This window comes from Massilia cavernae, from assembly GCF_003590855.1.
GTDB classification, from domain to species: Bacteria; Pseudomonadota; Gammaproteobacteria; order Burkholderiales; family Burkholderiaceae_D; genus Telluria_A; species Telluria_A cavernae.
The window spans coordinates 21,982-42,483 of record NZ_QYUP01000175.1 but is presented as its reverse complement, the minus strand read 5'-3'; the positions used below and the strand labels follow the sequence as shown (position 1 = coordinate 42,483).

Below are 20,502 nucleotides of genomic sequence, written 5' to 3'. Positions count from 1 at the left end.
CTGAACGGATCGGTGATGCCAGCGTGGCCGCCGCAGCAACCGCCGCATCGACCGCATTGCCGGCCCTTGTTAAGGATGGTCATCGCGGCCTGCGAGGCCTGCTCGCTGATGGTCGCGACCGCGCCGCCGGTGCCGACGGCGACGGGGGTCCTGGCATGGCCAGCGCAGAGAAAAAGGGAAAGGGAAGCGGCGAGGACGGTTTTGGTGAGGTGCCTGGATGTCATAGGGAGTGGGGGCCGTGTTTCAGGTGTTGGTGATGCTGACGGTGACCGGGTGTGGCGGCGTCTCGTGCGCCATGCCCCTTGGCGGCGGTTCGGTGGCGCCAAGGACCAGGCGCACGCCCTTGAAGATCTGCGATTCGAATGCGGGCGTGTCGGCTTCGAGCGCCAGCGGCTCGGCGCCGGCGCGGCCGATCAGGGTGAATTGGTAGACGATCTTGCCGGCCCAGATGCACTTGACGTTGGACGGGCAGCGGCTGTCGTCGGCGCGCTCATAGCGCAGGCTGATGGTGTCGCCCAGGGGCAGGGTCTGCATTTCCTGCAGCGTGAGGACGGCGTCGCGTACTGGTGCATCGGCGGCAGGCTTCGTCGCGCAGCCGGCGGCTATGACGGCGGCAATGGCTGCGAAAACCAGGAGACTTGCGCGGAGGGCGGTCATGGCTCGATCCAGTCTGGGTGGAGCAATGAGTGTATATCATTTGCCATCATCCGCCCGCGCGCGGGCAAACAAAAAGGCGCCCGCAGGCGCCTTTGTATCCGGGTGGCCGGGGCTTACAGGTAAGCCGACAGCGCACCTTTCATCTTCTTGAGCGCGGCCGCCTCGATCTGGCGGATACGCTCGGCCGACACGCCAAATTCTTCGGCCAGCGTGTGCAGCGTGGCGCCGGAGCCGTCGTCGTTGGCCAGCCAGCGCGCTTCGACGATGCGGCGCGAACGCGGGTCGAGCCTGGACAGCGCGGTTTCCAGTCCTTCGGACTGCAGGCGCGTTACCTGTGCGGCTTCGAGCACCTTGGTCGGCTCCGACAGGTCGGACGACAGGTAGGCGATCGGCGCGAACTTGTCGTCTTCGTCGTCCGTTGGCGATTCCAGCGCGATGTCGCGGCCGGACAGGCGCGTTTCCATCTCGATGACTTCCTCGCGCTTGACGTCGAGCAGCTTGGCCAGCGCATCGATCTGGGTTGGCGTCATCGCGTCCAGGCCAACCTTGTTGCTGCGCAGGTTGAAGAACAGCTTGCGCTGGGCCTTGGTGGTCGCGACCTTTACCAGGCGCCAGTTCTTGAGGATGTATTCATGCATTTCCGCCTTGATCCAGTGCATGGCGTACGACACCAGGCGCACGCCCTGGTTCGGGTCGAAGCGTTTGACGGCCTTCATCAGGCCGATATTGCCTTCCTGGATCAGGTCGGCGTGAGGCAGGCCGTAGCCGAGGTAGCCGCGCGCGATCGACACCACCAGGCGCAGGTGGGAAAGCACAAGTTCCTGCGCGGCGCCGAGGTCGTTGTTGTCGCGCAGGCGTTTGGCCAGCGAAACTTCTTCCTCTTGCGTCAGCATAGGCAGGCGGTTGACGGCCGAAATGTAGGCGTCAATATTGCCAAGATTGCCAGTAAACCCTAGTCCGAGAGCACGGCTGCTGGTCATCGGAACCAGTGCGGATTGTGCGGACGTCATAGTCATCTATTTCCCTCTAATTTGAGCGCTGCTTGCATCGTCAATTTGCCATGTCCATCAGGCCCATGGCACGATTGTTACGGTTTCTTACCGGACGCTAGCGGTGGACTTTTGAGCTACCCCGCGTTGCGTTTCCATATATTAGCACTCCCAAGCCAAGAGTGCTAAGGATGCCCTTTCTTGCTTTCCGGATAGTGCTAAATTGCTCTGTGGAAATTTCTACGCACATTTCACTCTAGCCGCGCATGGAAACCGTGGCTTGACTTGGCTCAACAGCGCTGCGGAAAAATCGCGGTCGAACTCATCAGTTGTCAAAAATGGCGACGAATGCAGTTTATGCAAGGGGGCGGGAGAAATCTGTACGACGTTTCACAGGGGGCGTGTGGAGAGCGTTGGCCGCAAAACCGTCGTTCCGGCACTGCCGGAAACGACGGTTTTGGGGTGAGGGTTACTTGACCCGGGCCAGATGCCGCTGGATCGACAGCATGGCGCCGACGAGTCCGAGGCCGGCGCTGATCGCAAGCAGGCCGGCGCTTTCCAGCGGCCCAAGCGGCAGCAGCTGGAATTCGGACGCATAGAGGCGTGCAAATTCGCCGATCGCCCCATTCAGCGGCTGCAGCGACAAGGCCACCGCGCCCAGCGCCACGGCTCCCGCCGCGAGGCCCAGCAGCGCACCGGTGTAATAGAACGGCCGGTGGATGAAGATATCGGTCGCGCCCAGCAGCTTGGCGACGTTGATTTCGTCGCGCTGGGTCAGCACCTGCAGGCGGATGGTGTTGAACACCACCGCGATCACCACCGTCCCGAGCGTCACGGCCAGCAGCATCAGCACCAGCCGCAGGACGTTCAGCAGCGCCGCCAGGCGCTTGACCCAGGCCGAATCGACATGCACCGCGTCGACGTTCGGCAGCGCGCGCAGTTGCGCAGCGATGGCGTCGATGCCGGCCGCATCCTTCGTGCTGGCGTAGCCATCGAGCTTGATCACATAGCTGTCCGGCAGCGGGTTCTCGCCCAGCGTACCCAGTACGTCGGCCATCGCGCTCTTGGCTTTCAGCTTGTCCAGCGCATCCTCGCGCGAAACGAAGGTGACTTGCGCGCGCTGCGAGCCCAGCGCTTTCTGCAGCGACGGCGCCAGCGCACGCGAAGCTTCGCGCGTGGCCGCCGGCGACACGAACAGGCTGATCTCCGGATCGACCGCCAGCTGCTGCGACAGCGGACGCACGTTATCGAGCACCGTCAGTCCCGCAAACGGCAGCGCCAGCGCGATGGCGACCACGATCACATTGAAGAAGAAGCTTCCAGGCGCGCGGCCAAGGGTTGCCAGGGCGCCGTCGAAGGCGAAGCGGTGTTGGCGGAACCAGCTCTTCATGCCGCACCTCCTGCCAGCTGGCCGTGATCGAGGTGGATCACGCGCGAAGCGCTTGCCAGCACCTGTTCGTCGTGGGTCGAGATCATGCAGGTGACGCCGACGGCATTGAAGGCGCGCAGGGCGTCAAGCACCTTGTCGGCGCTGGCGCGGTCGAGGTTGGCCGTCGGTTCGTCGGCCAGGATGATCTGCGGGCGGTTGACGATGGCGCGCGCGATCGCCACGCGCTGCTGCTCGCCGCCGGACAGTTCGAGCGGGGCCGCATTGGCGCGGTCCAGCATGCCGACCTTGTCCAGCGCCGCGCGGGCGCGCTGCTCGGCCTCGCGCTTCGGGGCGCCGGTGACCAGCAGCGGCAGCATAATATTGGCCAGCACCGAGCGGTCGGTCAGCAGGCGCTGTTCCTGCAGGATCAGGCCCAGCTTGCGGCGCAGGAAAGGCACGGCGGCCTTGCCAAGCTTGCCGATGTCTTCGCCGTTGACCAGCACCTTGCCGGTGGTCGGGCGTTCGATCGCCGCGATCATCTTGAACAGCGTGGACTTGCCCGCGCCCGAAGGCCCGGCCAGGTAGACCAGCTCGCCCTTGGCGACGCTGAGGGACACGTCACGCAGCGCCACTGCCTCTGCGGAGTACTGTTTTGATACCGACTGAAATTCGATCATGTGGCCTTATCCGAGCAGCGCTTCGACAAATTCGTCAGCCTTGAACGGCTGCAGGTCGTCGATCTTTTCGCCGACGCCGATAAAGTACACAGGCACTGGGCGCGTGCGCGCGATCGCCGCCAGCACGCCACCCTTGGCGGTGCCGTCAAGCTTGGTGATCACCAGGCCGGTCAGGTTCAGCGCATCGTCGAAGGCCTTGACCTGCGCCAGCGCGTTCTGGCCGGTGTTGCCATCGATGACCAGCAGGATCTCGTGCGGCGCGCCGTCCATGCCCTTGCCGATCACGCGCTTGATCTTCTTCAGTTCGTCCATCAGGTGCAGTTGCGTCGGCAGGCGGCCGGCGGTATCGACCATCACCACATCCATGCCGCGCGCCTTGCCCGATTGGACCGCGTCGAAAGCGACGGCGGCCGGGTCGCCCGAAGCCTGCGAGATCACCGTGATGTTGTTGCGCTGGCCCCAGACCATCAACTGCTCGCGCGCGGCGGCGCGGAAGGTGTCGCCGGCGGCCAGCAGCACCGACTGCTCGTAGCGCTGCATGTGCTTGGCCAGTTTGCCGATAGTGGTGGTCTTGCCGGCGCCATTGACGCCCGCGATCATCATCACCAGCGGCTCGTGGCGGCCCAGTTCGAGCGGCTTTTCGAGGGACGCAGCATGTCGGTCATCAGCACCTTCAGCGCGGCCTTGACGGCGGCGGCGTCGAGCAGCTTGTCTTCCTTGACCTTGCGGCGCAGGCCGTCGAGCAGGAACTGGGTGGCGTCCATGCCGGCGTCGGACATCAACAGCGCGGCCTCGAGTTCTTCGTACAGGTCTTCATCGATGCGCGCGCCCACGAACAGCAGGCTCAGGTTGCTCGATGTCTTGGACAAGCCGGCCTTCAGGCGGTCCATCCACGATTTTTTCTTCTCCGCTTCGCTGCCGAGGCGTTCGGCGGTTTCCGGGATCAGTTCGGCCGCTTCGAAGGCAGGCGCCGGGGCCGGGGTCGGCGTAGGAGGAGGAGCCGGGGCGCGGGTGGGCGCAGGTGCTGCAGTCGGAGCCGGAGCCGGAGCCGGAGCCGCAGTCGGAGCGGGCGTCGGAGCCGCGGTTGGCGCAATAGTCGGAGCCGTGGTTGGTGCGGGCGTCGGCGGTGCATGGAAGGTCGACGTGGTGCCGTAACGGCGCGCGTGGGTTACCGGCGCGGCTGCCGGCGCTTCGGTGACGGCAGGTGCGGGCGGTGGCGGCGCTACAGGTACGGGTTCAATCGGCGCGGGAGCGGGTGTTTCGACTGGCTCCGGCTGCGGAGTCTCCGAGGAGAAGAGTTTCTTCTTAAAAAAACTAAACATTGGTATGTGGGAGCGGGCGCTGCATGAACATGCCGGGCGGCGCCGGGCACGGTGAAATCGATCGCGCGTATTCTACCAGAGCGGGCCGCTGTTTCCCGCTGCGATGTCTAAACTACAAGGGCCGGCCATCCGGCCAGCCCTTCGTTCCACTTACTTTGCTGCCTTCGCCGCCTGCGCGGTCTGGCGGATCGTCTCGAGCGTGGCGTTCGGTGTGATCAGGTTGCCGTCGTAGCGCAACTCGATCAGCGCCGGCAGGTTCTTCGAACGCGCATGTTCGAGTGCGCGCGCCAGCGCCGGCGCGAAGTCGGCGGTCTTGTCGACCTGCTCGCCATGCCCGCCGTAGGCACGCGCCAGCGCCGCGAAATCGGGATTGTGCAGTTCGGTGCCTGACACGCGGCCCGGATAATCGCGCTCCTGGTGCATGCGGATGGTGCCGAACATGTTGTTGTTGAACACGATGATCACCACGCCGGCCTTGTACTGCACAGCGGTCGCCAGCTCCTGGCCGTTCATCATGAATTCGCCGTCGCCGGCGAAGGTGACGACGGTGCGCGCCGGGTCGATGATCTTTGCGGCCACGCCGGCCGGTACGCTATAGCCCATCGCGCCATTGGTCGGCGCCAGTTGCGTGCGCATGCCGCCATAGCGGTAGAAGCGGTGCGCCCACGACGCGTAGTTGCCGGCGCCGTTGGTGATGATGGTGTCATGCGGGACCGCCTTCATCAGGTCCTGCACTACCTGCCACAGGTCGAGCGGCGCCTTGCCGTCCTTGAAGACCGGCGGCTGCTCCTGGTACGCGGCCAGTTCCGCCTTTGCTTCGGCGACGGTGGCGCGCCATGCGGCTGCATCGACCGGCGCCATCGCGGCCAGCATCGCGCAGGCCTGCGGCGCGCCGCTGTTGATCATCAGGTCGGCCTGGAACACGCTGCCCAGTTCCTCGGCGTCGCAGTGGAAGTGCACCAGCTTTTGCTGCGGTACGGGCGAAGCCAGCAGTGTATAGCCGCCGGTGGTCATCTCGCCCAGGCGCGGGCCGATGGCGATCACCAGGTCGGAGTTCTTCACGCGCGCGGCCAGTTTCGGGTTGATGCCGATGCCGACGTCGCCGATGTAGTTGGGGTGGGCGTTATCGAGCAGGTCCTGGAAGCGGAAGGTGCAGCCGACCGGCAGTGCGTTCGCTTCCACGAAGGTACGCAGGTCGGCGCAGGCCTGCGCGTTCCACGTGCCGCCGCCCAGCAGCAGCACCGGACGCTGGGCTTCGGCCAGCATCGTACGCAGGGTCTCGATCTGCGCGGCGGAAGGCGAGGCCTGCACCGGTTGGTAGCTGCGGGTGTCGCCGACAGCGGCCATTTCGGTCAGCATGTCCTCCGGCAGGGCCAGGACTACCGGGCCGGGGCGGCCGCTGGTGGCCACCTGGAAGGCGCGCGCCAGGTATTCGGGAATGCGGTCGGCGCGGTCGATCTGGGTGACCCACTTGGCCATCTGGCCGTACATGCGGCGGTAGTCGATTTCCTGGAAGGCTTCGCGGTCGATGAAGTCGCCGCCGACCTGGCCGATGAACAGGATCATCGGGGTCGAGTCCTGGTAGGCGGTATGTACGCCGATCGACGCATTGGTGGCGCCAGGGCCGCGGGTGACGAAGCAGATGCCCGGCTTGCCGGTCATCTTGCCGTAGGCCTCGGCCATGAACGCCGCGCCGCCTTCCTGGCGGTTGATGATGAAGCGGATGCTCGAATCGTGCAGCGCGTCCAGTACGTCGAGATAGCTCTCGCCGGGCACGCCGAAGGCAGTGTCCACGCCATGGATCTTGAGCGCATCGACCAGGATCTGGCCGCCGGTACGGGAAGGGTGCGTCATGTGTCTCGCCTCTGATGTTTGGTATGCCTGATTCTATGCGAACCATGCGCGGCAGGGCTTTTGAAATAACGACACCAAATTTAAGAATTCGAACCCGCCTGTTACAATACGCCCGGTGAAGCAGGCCAAGGCAGCCGCTGGCCGGTGCGTAATGCCCGGCGGGAGGAAGGTCCGGACTCCATAGAGCAGGGTGACGGTTAACGGCCGTCCGCTGAAAGCTTTCCGCGCAAGCGGGGGTATAAGGCGAGGAATAGGGCCACAGAGACGAGCGTATTAAGTTACGGTGAAACGCGGTAACCTCCACCTGGAGCAATTCCAAATAGGCACGCGTTGATGTTGCTCGCGGAGCGTGCGGGTAGGAAGCTTGAGCGCCGGAGTAATTCGGCGCCTAGAGGAATGGCTGTCATAGCGTACGTCCGCAAGGGCGTGCGCCGTATACAGAATCCGGCCTACCGGCCTGCTTTACACTGATATTCAAGGCCCCCGGCACATCCGCGGGCCCGCGCTGGGGACCTGATTGATGAGTCAATATATCCTCGCCCTCGACCAGGGCACCACCAGTTCCCGCGCCATCCTGTTCGACCGCGACGGCCGCATCCACGGCAGCGCGCAGCAGGAATACCCCCAGCATTTTCCCCAGCCCGGATGGGTGGAACACGATCCCCGCGATATCTGGAACAGCCAGCTCGCCGTGGCGCGCGAGGTGCTGCGCGCGCATCGCGTCGGCAGCTTCCATCTTGCTGCCATCGGCATCGCCAACCAGCGCGAAACCACCGTCGTCTGGGACCGCCACAGCGGCGAGCCCATCGCGCCGGCCATCGTTTGGCAGGACAGGCGCACCGCCGAAGCCTGCGACCACTTGCGCGAGGCAGGATGGGCAGAACGCATCCAGGCGAAAACCGGATTGGAACTCGACGCCTATTTCTCGGCCAGCAAACTGGCCTGGCTGCTGGAACACGTGCCGGGCGCCCGCGCACGGGCAGAACGCGGCGAGCTGGCTTTCGGCACCGTCGACAGCTGGCTGGTATTCAAGCTGTGCGGACGCCACGTGACCGACGCCAGCAACGCGTCGCGCACGATGCTGTTCAATATTCACACGATGCAGTGGGACGCCGGCCTGCTCGAACTGTTCTCGATTCCCGAAGCGATGCTGCCCGAGGTCGTCGCCAGCTCCGGCGATATCGGCCCCGCCTCATCCGAGTGGTTCGGCGGCCCCGTGCCGATCGCCGGCATCGCGGGCGACCAGCAGGCGGCCACCTTCGGCCAGGCCTGCCACAAGCCCGGCATGGTCAAGAACACCTATGGCACTGGATGTTTCATGCTGATGCACGCCGGTCGCAGCCCTGCGGTGTCGCACAACCGGTTGCTGTCCACTGTCGGCTGGACCGTCGATGGCCGGACCGACTACCTGATCGAAGGCAGCGTTTTCATGGGCGGCGCCACGGTGCAGTGGCTGCGAGACGGGCTCGGGATCATCCGCGAGTCGCACGAGGTGGAAGCGCTTGCGGCCAGCGTGCCCGATAACGGCGGCGTGTTCCTGGTGCCCGCGTTCGCGGGACTGGGCGCGCCGCACTGGGACCCGTATGCGCGCGGCGCGCTGGTGGGTATGACGCGGGGGACGCACCGCGGCCACATCGCGCGCGCGGCGGTGGAGGCCATCGCCTACCAGAGCGCGGAATTGCTCGATGCGATGTGCAGGGATACCGGCTGCCCGGTGGCGGAAGTGCGCGCCGACGGCGGCGCCGCCAGGAACGACATGCTGATGCAATTCCAGGCCGATGTGCTGGGTGTGCCGGTGGTGCGGCCGCAGGTGACCGAGACCACGGCGCTGGGCGCGGCCTACCTGGCCGGGCTGGCGGTGGGATTTTGGGAGTCGCAGGAGGAGATTGCGGCGCAGTGGAGGGCGGAGCGGGTGTTCGAACCGGCGATCGGGGATGAGCAGCGGCGTGCGTTGATGGGGCGATGGAATGAGGCGGTGGTGCGCTCCAAAGGGTGGGCGTAGCAGCGCTCCACCGCTTAAAAGCCGATCCGTCCTTTAGCCGCTCCACCCCTGAACCGTATATCGGCCACGGCCACTTCATCCCGCCCCTCGGCCGCCGCATACCCCAGCCCATCGAGCAAGGTCTTGCGCATATCGCGCGGCGACACCCCCGCCAGTTTATCCAGCACCCCCTGCGACAGCTCCGGCCCGAACTTCGATAGCCCCAACTCCGCCAGCAGCCCCGCATAAATCCTCTGCGCGATCCCCGCCGCCTGCTCCCTGGTCGGCGCCGGCACGTCGTATACCGCCATCCGGTTCAGCAGCGGCGACGGAATCCCCTCGGTGCTGTTCGCCGTCAGCACCCAGAATATCTGGCTGGCGTCGATCTCCACGTCGATGAATTCGTCGCGGAAGGCGCGCGAGGTCTCAGGCTCCAGCAACTGATATAAAGCGGCCAGCGGATCCGACTGCGACGAACCGGTCGCCTTTTCCACCTCGTCGAGCACCACCACCGGGTTCGCGTACTGCCCGCGCACCAGCCGCTCGGCCACCTTGCCGCACTTGGCCCCTTTCCAGCTGGCCGAACTGCCGGTGATGACAAAACCCGCCGACAGCGCGTTCATGCTGATCAACTCGCACTCGGTCGCCATCGCCCTGGCCAGCCGCTTGGCGAAGTGGGTCTTGCCCACGCCCGGGTCGCCCAGGAGCAGGATCGGCATGACGTTGATGCCGGCGTCGCCCGCGTTGGCCAGTGCCACGTAGCGGCGCAGGTCGGCCACCACTTCGCCGAAGTTGGGGCATTCGTCCATCAGGGGAGTGAGCGCGCCGCTGGAGGAGGGCGTGGTGACGAAGCGTTCGGCGCCCTTGTCGAGCATGCGCTCGTAGAACGCGTCCAGTTCGGGCGAGCGCCCTTTGCTGCGTTCGAGCGCGCCCTGCACGTCGTTCAGGTCGTACACGGCGCGGGTCCGGGCCAGGGTGATGTTCATGACGATCTCCTGCGGTAAAAGCCTGCTGCCTGCACCTTTATCCTAACCCGGCACCCACCTTCACGCAATTTTGCGCAACCGTAGCGTCCGTTGTCAAAAAGTAACGGGCGTATTTATTTCGAGCCCCATCAAACGTAAGGAAACCCATGTTCATAGATGAGGTAGCACATTCAATGTCTTTTCTAAGTGCCTGTTTTATGACACATTTTCTGTATATGCGACTTGAGCGATGTGCGCTAAGTCCTTGAGTTCATTGGAAAATTTCGGATTTTCGTTACGGAAACCGCTTGACCACCCTTTTGCGTTCCTCTAAAGTGGGAAACTGTGTGAAAAAGTGTAGTTTTGTGGGAGAAAGATAGCCCACAAGAAAACAGCAGTTTCATAAAACTTAATTCCAAAACCTAGGCAAACACGTGTTTCAAGGCGCGTCAGCAATCAATCTCGATGCAAAGGGCAGGATGTCCATCCCTGCCAAGCATCGTGACGCCCTCGCGGTCCAGTGCGAAGGACGCCTCACGCTCACGAAACACCCGCATGGCTGCCTGCTGTTCTTCCCGCGTCCGGTGTGGGAATCCCACCGCGAGCAAATCGCCGCCTGGCCGATGTCGGCCAGGGCCTGGCAGCGCATCTTCCTCGGCAATGCGATCGACGTCGAGATGGATTCGGCCGGCCGCATCCTGATTTCGCCTGAACTGCGCACGGCCGTCGGCCTGAACCGCGACGTGATGCTGCTCGGTATGGGCACGCACTTCGAGATCTGGGACGCCGCCAAGCTGGCTGAAAACGAGCAGGAAGCCGTGGCTGGTGCCATGCCCGACGTTCTTTCCAATTTCTCCTTCTAAGGGCGCCGATGACGACAGTGGCGGCGCCTGAATTTCAGCACCGTACGGTGCTGCTTGACGAAGCGGTCGATGCGCTCAACCTCGGCGGTGCGCGCGCGGACGGAGTATACATCGACGGCACCTTCGGCCGCGGCGGCCATAGCCGCCTGGTCCTGTCCAGGCTCGGCCCGAAGGGGCGCCTGTTCGGCTTCGACAAGGACCTGCAGGCCATCGCCACCGCCCAGCAGATCACCGACCCGCGCTTCGAGATCGTCCATGACAGCTTCGCCACCATGAAGTCGGCGCTGCATGAACGTGGCATCAGCCACGTCGACGGCATCCTGCTCGACCTGGGCATCTCGTCGCCGCAAGTGGACGACGCCTCGCGCGGATTCAGCTTCCAAAAGGAAGGCCCGCTCGACATGCGCATGGATACCACGCGCGGCCAGTCGGCGGCCGAGTGGCTGGCCACGGCGACCGAACAACAACTGGAAAAGGTAATACGCGATTATGGGGAAGAACGGTTTGCTTTTCAGATTGCAAAGGCGATTGTTGCTGGCCGGGCAGTCGAGCCAATTTCAAGCACACGACAGCTTGCCGGTATCGTGGCAAACGCGGTCAAGACCCGCGAGAAGGGCAAGGACCCGGCCACCCGTACCTTTCAGGCTATCCGGATTTTCGTCAATAAAGAGCTTGAAGATCTCGAAACAGGCCTGAGCGAAGCCTACGCGCTGCTCGCGCCTGGCGCGCGCCTGTCGATCATCAGCTTCCATTCGCTGGAAGACCGCATGGTCAAGCAGTTCCTTGCCAGCAAAGCGAAAGTGGCCCAGCCCGACCGCCGCCTGCCGATCCGCGCGGTCGACCTGCCGCAGCCTTTGATGAAGCTGATCGCCAAGATCAAGCCGTCCGACGCCGAAGTCAAGGCCAACCCGCGCTCGCGCTCCGCCGTGCTGCGCGTGGCCGAACGCCTGCCGGAAGGAGGCGCGGCGTGAGCTCGAAGCTGAATATCCTGCTGGTGACCCTCCTGGTGGCCTGCGCGCTGGCGCTGGTCAACTCGCAGTACCGCGCCCGCAACCTGTTCATCGAACTGGAAAAGCTGCAGCAGCAGTCGCGCCAGCTCGACATCGACTGGGCGCAGCTCCAGCTCGACCAGTCCACGTTGGGCAAGAACTCGCGCATCGAGCAGATCGCGCGCACCGACCTGAACATGGTTCCGTTGTCGCCGGCGCGCACGCAGTACCTCACGGAAGGCAAGGAATGAAGCGCGGCGCAAACGGCGTAAGCGGATCGCGGGTCGCCGCCTCGAAAGGCGTGTCGTTCTCGAAAAGCCCGGTGCTGGCGGTCAGCCTGCCGACCTGGCGTTCGCGCGTGGTCCTGTTCGTGCTGTTCGCCGCGTTCGCGGCGCTGGGCATCCGCGCCATGTGGCTGCAGGGGATGTCCAACGAATTCCTGCAAAAGCAGGGCAAGAGCCGCTACGAGCGCACCATCGAGCTGCCTGCCACGCGCGGCAAGATCATGGACCGCAACGGCCAGGTGCTGGCCTCCTCGCTGCCGGTCAAGGCGGTGTGGGCGATTCCCGAAGACGTACTGGCTTCGCCGCCTGAAAAACTGGCGGCGCTGGCCAGGCTGCTGGAAATGTCCGACGCCGAGCTGCGCAAGAAGCTCGATTCGGACCGCACCTTCGTTTACCTGAAGCGCCAGGTCGAGATGGACGTGATCGAAAAGATCGAGAAGCTGAAGATCTCGGGCCTCGACACGCGCAAGGAATACAAGCGCTTCTACCCGCAGGGCGAAGTGATGACCCACGTGGTGGGCTTCACCAACGTCGAAGACGCGGGCCAGGAGAGCATGGAGCTGGCGCAGCAGAAGACGCTGCAGGGCACCACCGGCAGCCGCCGCGTGATCAAGGATCGCCTCGGCCGTATCGTCGAGGACGTGGGCCTGTCCAAGCCGCCGCATGACGGCAAGGACCTGACCCTGTCGATCGACAGCAAGCTGCAGTACATCGCCTTCTCCAGCATCAAGGAAGCGGTCGAGAAGTTCAACGCCAAGGCCGGTGCGGCCGTGGTGCTGGACGTGCATAGCGGCGAAGTGCTGGCGCTGGCCAACTACCCGACCTACAATCCGAACGACCGCCGCCTGCTCACCGGCGAGCAGCTGCGCAACCGCGTCATCACCGACACTTTCGAGCCTGGCTCGACCCTGAAGCCGTTCACCGTGGCGCTGGCCCTGGAAACCAGGCGCGTCACCCCGGACACGATGTTCGACACCGCGCCGGGCTACATGGTCATCGGCGACAAGCGCGTGCGCGACATGCACCGCTACGGCATGCTCAGCGTATCGAAGATCATCCAGAAGTCGTCCAACATCGGCATGGCGAAGATCGCGCTGCCGATGCCGCCGCAGGAAATGTGGGAGATCTTCACCAAGTCCGGCTTCGGCCAGCAACCGAAATTCGGCTTCCCCGGCGCGGTGGCGGGCCGCGTGCGCCCCTACAAGTCGTGGCGCCCGATCGAGCAGGCCAATATGGCCTTCGGCCACGGCATCTCGGTATCGCTGCTGCAACTGGCCCGTTCGTACATGATCTTCGCGCGCGACGGCGACATCATCCCACTGTCGTTCCAGAAGGTGACCGAGCCGCCGATGGGCCAGCGGGTGATCTCCCCGCAGACCGCGCGCCAGCTGCGCACCATGCTGGAAAGCGTGGTCGGCCCGGAAGGCACCGCGTCCAAGGCGCAGGTGCCCGGCTACCGCGTGGGCGGCAAGACCGGCACCGCGCAAAAGCTGATCAACGGCCGCTACTCGAACACCCGCAACGTCGGTTCCTTCGTCGGCATCGCGCCGATGTCGAAACCGCGCTTCGTCATCGCCGTCATGGTGGACGATCCGGCCGGCGCCTTCCGCACCGGCGGCTGGGTGGCGGCGCCGACTTTTGCGGCTTTGGCCGGCAGTGCGCTGCGTGCGGCGAACATCACGCCGGATTCGACTATCAAGGACATCATCATTCCTGAACATCCGTTGGAGGAAGGCCTGTGACAATCCAGGAGATCTGCCAGTGGATCAAGGCAGCGGCGCCGAATGCGCAGCTGGCCTCCGACTCGCGCCGCATCAAGGCGGGCGATGTATTCTTCGCCTATCCGGGCGAAGCTGGCGATGGACGTAATTTCATCAACGCCGCCTTGGGGCAGGGCGCGGCCGCTGTCGTGTATGACGGCGCCGGTTTCGCCTGGGACGACGCCATCGACGTGCCGCACCTGGCTGTCGACGGCCTGAAGCTGCAGGCCGGCGAAATAGCCCACGCGTGGTACGGCATGCCCGACCAGGGCATGTTTACGGTTGGCGTCACCGGCACCAACGGCAAGACCTCGTGCGCGGTGTGGCTCGGCCAGGCGCTCTCGCGGCTGGGCAGCCCGACCGCCGTCATCGGTACCCTCGGTGTCGGCCTGTTCAGTGGCCTCGGCGAACCGGAATACGACGTCACCGGCTACACCACCCCGGATGCGGTGCTGCTCGCAGGAAAGCTTGCACAGGTACGCCAAGCGGGCGCCGCTTCTCTCGCCATCGAGGTATCATCTATCGGTTTGGAGCAAGGCCGTACCTCCGGCATGCATTTTGACGTCGCGGTGTTCACCAACCTGACGCGCGACCACCTCGACTATCACGGCGACATGGCCAGCTACGAAGCGGCCAAGATTAAATTGTTTGAATGGCCTAACCTGAAGACCGCGGTCCTCAACCTGGACGATCCGGCAGGCTTGCGCCTCGTCTCCCACCTGCGCGGCAAATTCGGCGACGCACTGCCGCTGACCGGCTATACGCTGCGCGACAGCGCCGCCCAGCCGGCCATCGAAGGCGTGGCGATCCTGCGCGCCTCGCAGTTCCGCAGCCGCCACGGGGGCACCGAGTTCCACCTCGAGTCGCCGTTCGGCGCGGCCAACGTCAAGACCCACCTGGTCGGCCACTTCAACATCAGTAACGCGCTGGCGGTACTGGGTGCGCTGTTGGCCAAGGGCACCACGCTCAAGAGCGTCGTCGAGGCGCTGGAAGCTTTGAGCCCGGCGCCGGGCCGCATGCAGCAGGTCGGCGGCCATGACGCGCCGATGGTGGTGGTCGACTACGCCCACACCCCGGACGCGCTCGAGAAAACCCTGCAGGCGCTGCGCCAGGTGGCCGATGAACGCGGCGGCCAGCTGTGGTGCGTGTTCGGCTGCGGCGGCGACCGCGATCCGGGTAAGCGTCCGCAGATGGGCGCCATCGCACAAATCGCGGAGCACGTGCTGGTCACCAGCGACAACCCGCGCAGCGAAGAACCGGGCGCGATCATTGCCCAGATCGTGGCGGGCATGGATCCGGCGCATCCGACCTCCACTTACCAGGCGATCGAGGACCGCGCGGCGGCCATCCTGTCGGCCGTCAAGCATGCGGGCAAGGCCGACGTCATCCTGGTCGCCGGCAAGGGCCACGAGCCTTACCAGGAAATCAAGGGCAGGAAGATGCCTTTCTCCGACGCCGAACACGCGGCGCTGGCGTTTGCCGCCCGCGTCACCATGATGAGGACTCACTGATGCGCGGTTCCCTTGCCCTGATGATTCCGTCGATTGTCAAAGCGCGCATGACGCAGAACGCGAGCTTCGAATCGGTATCGACCGACAGCCGCACGGCAGGCCCGGGCGCGCTGTTCGTCGCCTTGCGCGGCGAGACCTTCGACGGCCACGACTTCCTCGAGGAAGTAGCAGGCAAGGGCGTGGCGGCGGTGGTGGTCGAGCAGCTGCCGGCCGGCCTGAAGGTGCCGGCCATCGTGGTGCCGGACACGCTCACCGCGCTGGGCCAGATCGCCAACTTCTGGCGCGCGAACTTCGAGATCCCGGTCATCGGTGTCACCGGCAGCAACGGCAAGACCACCGTCAAGGAAATGATCGCGGCGATCCTCGCGGCGGCCCACGGCGAAGAAGGCCGGCTGGCCACGCGCGGCAACCTGAATAACGAGATCGGCGTGCCGCTGACCCTGATGCGCCTGGAAGCCTCGCACAAGTCGGCCGTGATCGAACTGGGCATGAACCACCCCGGCGAAATCGGCCGCCTGACAACGATCGCCGCGCCCACCATCGGCATGGTCAACAACGCCCAGCGCGAGCACCAGGAATTCATGCACACCGTGGAAGCGGTGGCGCAGGAAAACGGCTCGGTCATCAAGGGCCTGCCGGACAACGGCACCGCCGTGTTCCCGAGCGACGATACCTACACCGCGCTATGGCAAGGCCTGGCGCGGTCGCGCGGGCGGCGCAAGATTGTTACCTTCGGCCTCGACGACCAGGCGAATGTGAGCGCGACCCACCGCGCGGCGGACTTCGGCAGCGAGATGACTGTTACCGTGGCCGGCATCGGCATGGGCGACGGGACTTTCGCGCTGCGCCTGGCCGCCTTCGGCCTGCACAACGTGCGCAACGCGCTGGCGGCGATCGCCTGCGCGGTGGCGGCCGGCATCGGCCGCGACGCCATCGTGCGCGGCCTCGAAGCCTTTGTGCCGGTCAGCGGCCGCCTGCAGCGCAAGCAGGCCGCAAACGGCGCGACCGTCATCGACGACACCTACAACGCCAATCCCGATTCCGTGCGCGCCGCCATCGACGTGCTGGCCGCCTGTCCGGAACCGCGCGTGCTGGTGCTGGGCGACATGGGCGAGGTCGGCACCCAGGGACGCGAGTTCCACGAAGAGATCGGCGCCTACGCCGCCAGCCGCGGCATTGCCACGGTGCTGGCGACGGGCGAGCTGGCGCGCCACATGGCTGCCGCCGGCGCACGGCATTTTGAGAAGTTCGACGAATTATTGGCGGCACTGGACGAAAAACTGGGCACCAAATCCGACGCAACCGTGCTGGTGAAGGGATCGCGCTTCATGAAGATGGAACGCGTGGTCCAGCACCTGCTTGGTCAACACAACACTGGCAAGGAAGCCCACTAATATGCTGCTCTGGCTCGCACAAATGTTCCAGGACGAATTCGGTCCACTGCGCGTTTTTAACTTCATCACCTTCCGTGCGGTGTTCGCCACCATCACGGCGGTCCTGATCGGCCTGATTGCCGGCCCCGCCGTGATCCGCAAGCTGGTCGAGATGAAGGTCGGCCAGGCGGTGCGCACCTACGGTCCGCAGACCCACCTGAAAAAACACGGCACCCCGACCATGGGCGGCGTGCTGATCCTGATCGCCATCGGTACCTCCACGCTGCTGTGGGCCGACCTGTCGAACCGCCTGATCTGGCCGGTGCTGGTCGTCACGCTCGGCTACGGCGCGATCGGCTGGGTCGACGACTACCGCAAGGTGGTGCACCAGGATCCGGAAGGCATGCGTTCCGGCGAAAAGTATTTCTGGATGTCGCTGATCGGCATCGCGGCGGCGCTGTACCTGGCGTTCTCGGTATCGGCGGCTACTCCGGCCAAGGTGTGGGAGCTGTTCTACGCGTGGGTGCAGTCGGGCTTCTCGATGGACCTTCCGCCCAAGGCCGACCTGATCGTCCCGTTCTTCAAGACCATCAGCTATCCGGTCGGCGTGTGGGGCTTCATCGCGCTGACGTATTGCGTCATCGTCGGCTCCAGCAACGCGGTCAACATCACCGACGGCCTCGATGGCCTGGCGATCATGCCGACCGTGATGGTCGGCTCGGCGCTTGGCCTGTTCGCCTACCTGACCGGCAGCGCCACCTATTCGAAATACCTGTTCATCCCGCACATTGCGGGCGCGGGCGAACTGCTGATCTTCTGCGGCGCGATGGCCGGCGCGGGCCTGGCCTTCCTGTGGTTTAACGCACACCCGGCGCAGATGTTCATGGGCGACGTCGGCGCGCTGGCGCTCGGCGGCGCGCTCGGCACCATCGCCGTCATCGTGCGCCAGGAAATCGTCCTGTTCATCATGGGAGGCATTTTCGTGGCCGAGACGGTGTCGGTGATGATCCAGGTGAGCTGGTTCAAGTACACCAAGAAACGCTACGGCACCGGACGCCGGGTATTCCTGATGGCGCCCCTGCACCACCACTTCGAACAAAAAGGCTGGAAGGAGACCCAGGTCGTGGTCCGCTTCTGGATTATCACGATGATGCTGGTCCTCATCGGCCTGTCCACCCTGAAGCTGCGCTAATACGAGAATGATCTACGACGGCAAAAAAGCACTGGTGCTCGGGCTCGGCGAATCCGGCCTCGCGATGGCGCAATGGCTGGCGCGCTGCGGCGCGCTTGTCCGCGTCGCCGACACGCGCGAAGCGCCGCAGCGACTGGCCGCGTTGCGCGATTCCGTGCCCGGCGCGGAATTCGTCGGCGGGCCGTTTGCCGCGTCGCTGGTCGACGGCATGGACTTCGTGACCGTCAGCCCCGGCCTGATGCCGCAGCGCGAACTGGCCGACATCACCCCGGCTGCCTTGGAAAGGAATATCCCCGTGTGGGGCGAGATCGAACTGTTCGCCCAGGCGCTGGCCCACCTGAAGCAGGAGCGCGGCTACGCGCCGAAGGTCATCGCGATCACCGGCACCAACGGCAAGACCACCGTTACCAGCCTGACCGGCCTGCTGTGCCAGCGCGCCGGCCTGGCGACGCGCGTGGCGGGCAACATCAGCCCGGCGGCGCTCGACGTGCTGCGCGAAACGATGGACGCCGACGCGCTGCCGCAGGCATGGATCCTTGAGCTGTCCAGCTTCCAGTTGCACGCGACCTTCAGCCTGGCCGCCGACGCGGCCACCGTGCTGAACGTCACCCAGGACCACCTCGACTGGCACGGCGACATGGCCGCCTACGCCAACGCCAAGGCGCGCATCTTCGGCGAGGGCACCGTACGCGTGCTTAACCGCGACGACGCCGCCGTCATGCGCATGGCCGCGCCGACCGCCAGCGTGGTCACCTTCGGCATCGGCGAACCCGTGAAGGCAGGGGACTTCGGCCTGGTCAACGAGCGCGGCGTGCTGTGGCTGGCCAACGCCACGCCGGGCGAGGAAAGCGAAAAGAAACGCCGCAAGAACGAACCGGTGGAAGAAGTGCCTGCCATCGTCAACCGCATGATGCCTGCCGACGCGCTGCGCATCCGCGGCATCCACAACGCATCGAACGCGCTGGCCGCGCTGGCCCTGTGCCGCGCCATCGGCCTGCCGTTCGCGCCGCTGCTGCACGGCCTGCGCGAATACCAGGGCGAGCCGCACCGGGTCGAGCTGGTGACCACCATCGACGGCGTCGACTTCTACGACGACAGCAAGGGAACCAACGTGGGCGCCACCGTCGCGGCCCTGAATGGCCTGGGCAAGGCCTTCGGCGCCGAGCATCAAAAAATCGTGTTGATCGCCGGCGGCGACGGCAAGGGCCAGGAATTCGACCCGCTGGCGGAACCGGCTTCGCGCTATGTGCGCGCGGTGGTGCTGATCGGCCGCGACGCGCCGCTGGTCCGCGCCGCCATCGAGCCGGCCGGCGTCGACATGGTCGATTGCGCCACCTTGCCTGAAGCCGTGCGGAAGGCCGCATCGCTGGCCCATTCGGGCGACGCCGTGCTGCTGTCGCCGGCATGCGCCAGCATGGACATGTTCACCAACTACGCGCACCGCGCGCAGGTGTTCGTCGACGCGGTGCGCGAGCTGGCGCTCGACAAGGGGCAGGAGATCTGATGGCCATCCAGCTTCCATTCAAATTCTCCGGATCGTCGACCGCCGCCCTGTCGGGTGGCAGCGCGCGTCCGTCGAAAATGATGGAATACGACCAGCCGCTGGTCTGGGTCACGCTGCTGCTGATGCTGTTCGGTATGGTGATGGTGTATTCGGCCTCGATCGCCTTGCCCGATTCGCCCAAGTTCGCCAACTACACCAATAACTACTTCCTGAAACGCCAGGCCATGTTCGTGGGTGTGTCGATCATCGTCGCCACCTTCGCCTTCCGCGTCCGCGTCGCGGTGTGGCAGCGCTATGCGCCCGTCCTGTTCGTCGCCACGCTGGTGCTGCTGGCGGCAGTGCTGATCCCGGGCATCGGCGTGTCGGTCAACGGCGCGCAGCGCTGGCTGAACCTGAAGATCTTCAACCTGCAGCCATCAGAAGTGATGAAGATCGCCGCGGTGCTGTACGCAGCCGACTACACCGTGCGCAAGCAGGAATACATGCACAAGCTGACCAAGGGCTTCATGCCGATGGCCGCCGCCATCGCGCTGGTCGGCGGGCTGCTGCTGCTCGAGCCCGACCTCGGCGCCTTCGGCGTGATCGTCTGCATCGCGATGGGCATCCTGTTCCTGGGCGGGATCAACATCGTCTGGTTCGGCGGCATCGGCATGCTGCTGGTGGCGATCTTCGGCGCGATCATCGCGCTGTCGCCGTTCCGCCGCGCGCGCATGTTCGCCTACCTCGACCCGTGGCAGGAAGATAACGCGCTGGACAAGGCTTACCAGCTGACCCACTCGCTGATCGCCTTCGGGCGCGGCGAATTCTTCGGTGTCGGCCTCGGCGCCAGCGTCGAGAAGCTGCACTACCTGCCGGAAGCGCACACCGACTTCATCATGGCCGTCATCGGCGAGGAACTCGGCCTGGCCGGGGTGCTGGTCGTGATCGCGATGTTCTACTGGCTGGTCAAGCGCGCCTTCGATATCGGCCGCCAGGCGATCGCTATCGACCAGACTTTCGCCGGCCTGGCTGCGAAGGGCATCGGAATCTGGATCGGCGTCCAGACCTTCATCAACATGGGCGTGAACCTCGGCCTGCTGCCGACCAAGGGCCTGACCCTGCCGTTAATGAGCTACGGCGGCTCGGGTGTACTGATCAACTGTGTCGGCCTGGCGATCCTGCTGCGCATCGACTACGAAAACCGCGTCCTGATGCGTGGAGGGCGCCTGTGAA

General features: G+C 65.0%; 16 protein-coding genes, 1 other RNA gene and 2 pseudogenes. 11 read left to right on the top strand and 8 right to left on the bottom strand.

Features of this window, described 5'->3' with window-relative positions; genetic code table 11:
- The 7 genes and pseudogenes from D3872_RS26145 to D3872_RS22940 all read right to left on the bottom strand — a co-directional run.
- A pseudogene (locus tag D3872_RS26145) lies at positions 1-224 on the bottom strand (gamma-glutamyltransferase); the annotation flags it as partial.
- Between the two features lie 19 nt (positions 225-243).
- Positions 244-657, bottom strand: a complete 414-nt coding sequence (locus tag D3872_RS22965) for a hypothetical protein (RefSeq protein WP_119812944.1) — start codon at positions 655-657, stop codon at positions 244-246.
- A 113-nt stretch (positions 658-770) separates the two neighbouring features.
- Complete coding sequence (gene rpoH, locus D3872_RS22960) at positions 771-1,673, bottom strand: RNA polymerase sigma factor RpoH (protein ID WP_182915902.1); 903 nt, start codon at positions 1,671-1,673, stop codon at positions 771-773.
- A gap of 442 nt (positions 1,674-2,115) precedes the next feature.
- The gene (ftsX, locus tag D3872_RS22955; RefSeq protein WP_119812942.1) at positions 2,116-3,036 is read right to left on the bottom strand and encodes a permease-like cell division protein FtsX; all 921 of its coding nucleotides are present in this window, start codon (positions 3,034-3,036) and stop codon (positions 2,116-2,118) included.
- Positions 3,033-3,692, bottom strand: a complete 660-nt coding sequence (locus D3872_RS22950) for a cell division ATP-binding protein FtsE (protein WP_119812941.1) — start codon at positions 3,690-3,692, stop codon at positions 3,033-3,035. The genes ftsX and D3872_RS22950 overlap by 4 nt, the downstream gene beginning before the upstream one ends.
- A gap of 6 nt (positions 3,693-3,698) precedes the next feature.
- Positions 3,699-5,014, bottom strand: a pseudogene (ftsY, locus tag D3872_RS22945) (signal recognition particle-docking protein FtsY).
- A 150-nt stretch (positions 5,015-5,164) separates the two neighbouring features.
- The gene (locus D3872_RS22940) at positions 5,165-6,868 is read right to left on the bottom strand and encodes a thiamine pyrophosphate-binding protein (RefSeq protein ID WP_119812940.1); all 1,704 of its coding nucleotides are present in this window, start codon (positions 6,866-6,868) and stop codon (positions 5,165-5,167) included.
- Between the two features lie 117 nt (positions 6,869-6,985).
- On the opposite strand from D3872_RS22940, the gene rnpB reads away from it, so the two are divergent.
- Positions 6,986-7,336: RNase P RNA component class A (gene rnpB, locus D3872_RS22935), an RNA gene on the top strand.
- Positions 7,337-7,388: 52 nt separating this feature from the next.
- Complete coding sequence (gene glpK, locus D3872_RS22930; protein ID WP_119812939.1) at positions 7,389-8,870, top strand: glycerol kinase GlpK; 1,482 nt, start codon at positions 7,389-7,391, stop codon at positions 8,868-8,870.
- 14 nt (positions 8,871-8,884) lie between these two features.
- Here glpK and D3872_RS22925 read toward each other — a convergent pair whose 3' ends face one another.
- The gene (locus tag D3872_RS22925; protein WP_119812938.1) at positions 8,885-9,835 is read right to left on the bottom strand and encodes an AAA family ATPase; all 951 of its coding nucleotides are present in this window, start codon (positions 9,833-9,835) and stop codon (positions 8,885-8,887) included.
- A 413-nt stretch (positions 9,836-10,248) separates the two neighbouring features.
- Here D3872_RS22925 and mraZ point away from each other — a divergent pair, with 413 nt between their 5' ends.
- The 9 genes from mraZ to ftsW are packed head-to-tail and all read left to right on the top strand — an operon-like array spanning position 10,249 to position 20,501.
- Positions 10,249-10,677 carry a division/cell wall cluster transcriptional repressor MraZ gene (gene mraZ / locus D3872_RS22920; protein WP_119812937.1) on the top strand — a complete coding sequence of 143 codons (429 nt, stop codon included), beginning with the start codon at positions 10,249-10,251 and terminating at the stop codon, positions 10,675-10,677.
- 8 nt (positions 10,678-10,685) lie between these two features.
- Positions 10,686-11,648 carry a 16S rRNA (cytosine(1402)-N(4))-methyltransferase RsmH gene (gene rsmH / locus D3872_RS22915; protein WP_119812936.1) on the top strand — a complete coding sequence of 321 codons (963 nt, stop codon included), beginning with the start codon at positions 10,686-10,688 and terminating at the stop codon, positions 11,646-11,648.
- The gene (gene ftsL, locus D3872_RS22910; RefSeq protein WP_119812935.1) at positions 11,645-11,917 is read left to right on the top strand and encodes a cell division protein FtsL; all 273 of its coding nucleotides are present in this window, start codon (positions 11,645-11,647) and stop codon (positions 11,915-11,917) included. The genes rsmH and ftsL overlap by 4 nt, the downstream gene beginning before the upstream one ends.
- The gene (locus D3872_RS22905; RefSeq protein ID WP_119812934.1) at positions 11,914-13,692 is read left to right on the top strand and encodes a peptidoglycan D,D-transpeptidase FtsI family protein; all 1,779 of its coding nucleotides are present in this window, start codon (positions 11,914-11,916) and stop codon (positions 13,690-13,692) included. Before ftsL ends, D3872_RS22905 begins: the two co-directional genes overlap by 4 nt.
- Positions 13,689-15,221, top strand: a complete 1,533-nt coding sequence (locus D3872_RS22900; RefSeq protein ID WP_119812933.1) for a UDP-N-acetylmuramoyl-L-alanyl-D-glutamate--2,6-diaminopimelate ligase — start codon at positions 13,689-13,691, stop codon at positions 15,219-15,221. Before D3872_RS22905 ends, D3872_RS22900 begins: the two co-directional genes overlap by 4 nt.
- The gene (locus D3872_RS22895; protein ID WP_119812932.1) at positions 15,221-16,615 is read left to right on the top strand and encodes a UDP-N-acetylmuramoyl-tripeptide--D-alanyl-D-alanine ligase; all 1,395 of its coding nucleotides are present in this window, start codon (positions 15,221-15,223) and stop codon (positions 16,613-16,615) included. Before D3872_RS22900 ends, D3872_RS22895 begins: the two co-directional genes overlap by 1 nt.
- Before the next feature lies 1 nt (position 16,616).
- Positions 16,617-17,786 (top strand): phospho-N-acetylmuramoyl-pentapeptide-transferase, encoded by a 1,170-nt coding sequence (gene mraY / locus D3872_RS22890; RefSeq protein WP_119812931.1) that lies wholly within the window; start codon positions 16,617-16,619, stop codon positions 17,784-17,786.
- 7 nt (positions 17,787-17,793) lie between these two features.
- Positions 17,794-19,290 carry a UDP-N-acetylmuramoyl-L-alanine--D-glutamate ligase gene (gene murD / locus D3872_RS22885; RefSeq protein WP_119812930.1) on the top strand — a complete coding sequence of 499 codons (1,497 nt, stop codon included), beginning with the start codon at positions 17,794-17,796 and terminating at the stop codon, positions 19,288-19,290.
- Entirely contained in the window at positions 19,191-20,501 is a 1,311-nt protein-coding gene (gene ftsW, locus D3872_RS22880; RefSeq protein WP_370660988.1) for a putative lipid II flippase FtsW, read from the top strand. Before murD ends, ftsW begins: the two co-directional genes overlap by 100 nt.
- Position 20,502 lies beyond the last annotated feature (1 nt).

What these genes read in the sequence shown, in the direction of transcription:
- ftsW (WP_370660988.1), top strand. Translation starts at nt 19,191, where the DNA reads ATGCGCCAGCATGGACATGTTCACCAACTACGCGCACCGCGCGCAGGT.
- D3872_RS22905 (WP_119812934.1), top strand. Translation starts at nt 11,914, where the DNA reads ATGAAGCGCGGCGCAAACGGCGTAAGCGGATCGCGGGTCGCCGCCTCG.
- D3872_RS22965 (WP_119812944.1), bottom strand. Translation starts at nt 657, where the DNA reads ATGACCGCCCTCCGCGCAAGTCTCCTGGTTTTCGCAGCCATTGCCGCC.
- D3872_RS22950 (WP_119812941.1), bottom strand. Translation starts at nt 3,692, where the DNA reads ATGATCGAATTTCAGTCGGTATCAAAACAGTACTCCGCAGAGGCAGTG.
- mraY (WP_119812931.1), top strand. Translation starts at nt 16,617, where the DNA reads ATGCTGCTCTGGCTCGCACAAATGTTCCAGGACGAATTCGGTCCACTG.
- ftsX (WP_119812942.1), bottom strand. Translation starts at nt 3,036, where the DNA reads ATGAAGAGCTGGTTCCGCCAACACCGCTTCGCCTTCGACGGCGCCCTG.
- D3872_RS22895 (WP_119812932.1), top strand. Translation starts at nt 15,221, where the DNA reads ATGCGCGGTTCCCTTGCCCTGATGATTCCGTCGATTGTCAAAGCGCGC.
- rsmH (WP_119812936.1), top strand. Translation starts at nt 10,686, where the DNA reads ATGACGACAGTGGCGGCGCCTGAATTTCAGCACCGTACGGTGCTGCTT.
- D3872_RS22940 (WP_119812940.1), bottom strand. Translation starts at nt 6,868, where the DNA reads ATGACGCACCCTTCCCGTACCGGCGGCCAGATCCTGGTCGATGCGCTC.
- murD (WP_119812930.1), top strand. Translation starts at nt 17,794, where the DNA reads ATGATCTACGACGGCAAAAAAGCACTGGTGCTCGGGCTCGGCGAATCC.
- glpK (WP_119812939.1), top strand. Translation starts at nt 7,389, where the DNA reads ATGAGTCAATATATCCTCGCCCTCGACCAGGGCACCACCAGTTCCCGC.
- rpoH (WP_182915902.1), bottom strand. Translation starts at nt 1,673, where the DNA reads ATGACTATGACGTCCGCACAATCCGCACTGGTTCCGATGACCAGCAGC.
- D3872_RS22925 (WP_119812938.1), bottom strand. Translation starts at nt 9,835, where the DNA reads ATGAACATCACCCTGGCCCGGACCCGCGCCGTGTACGACCTGAACGAC.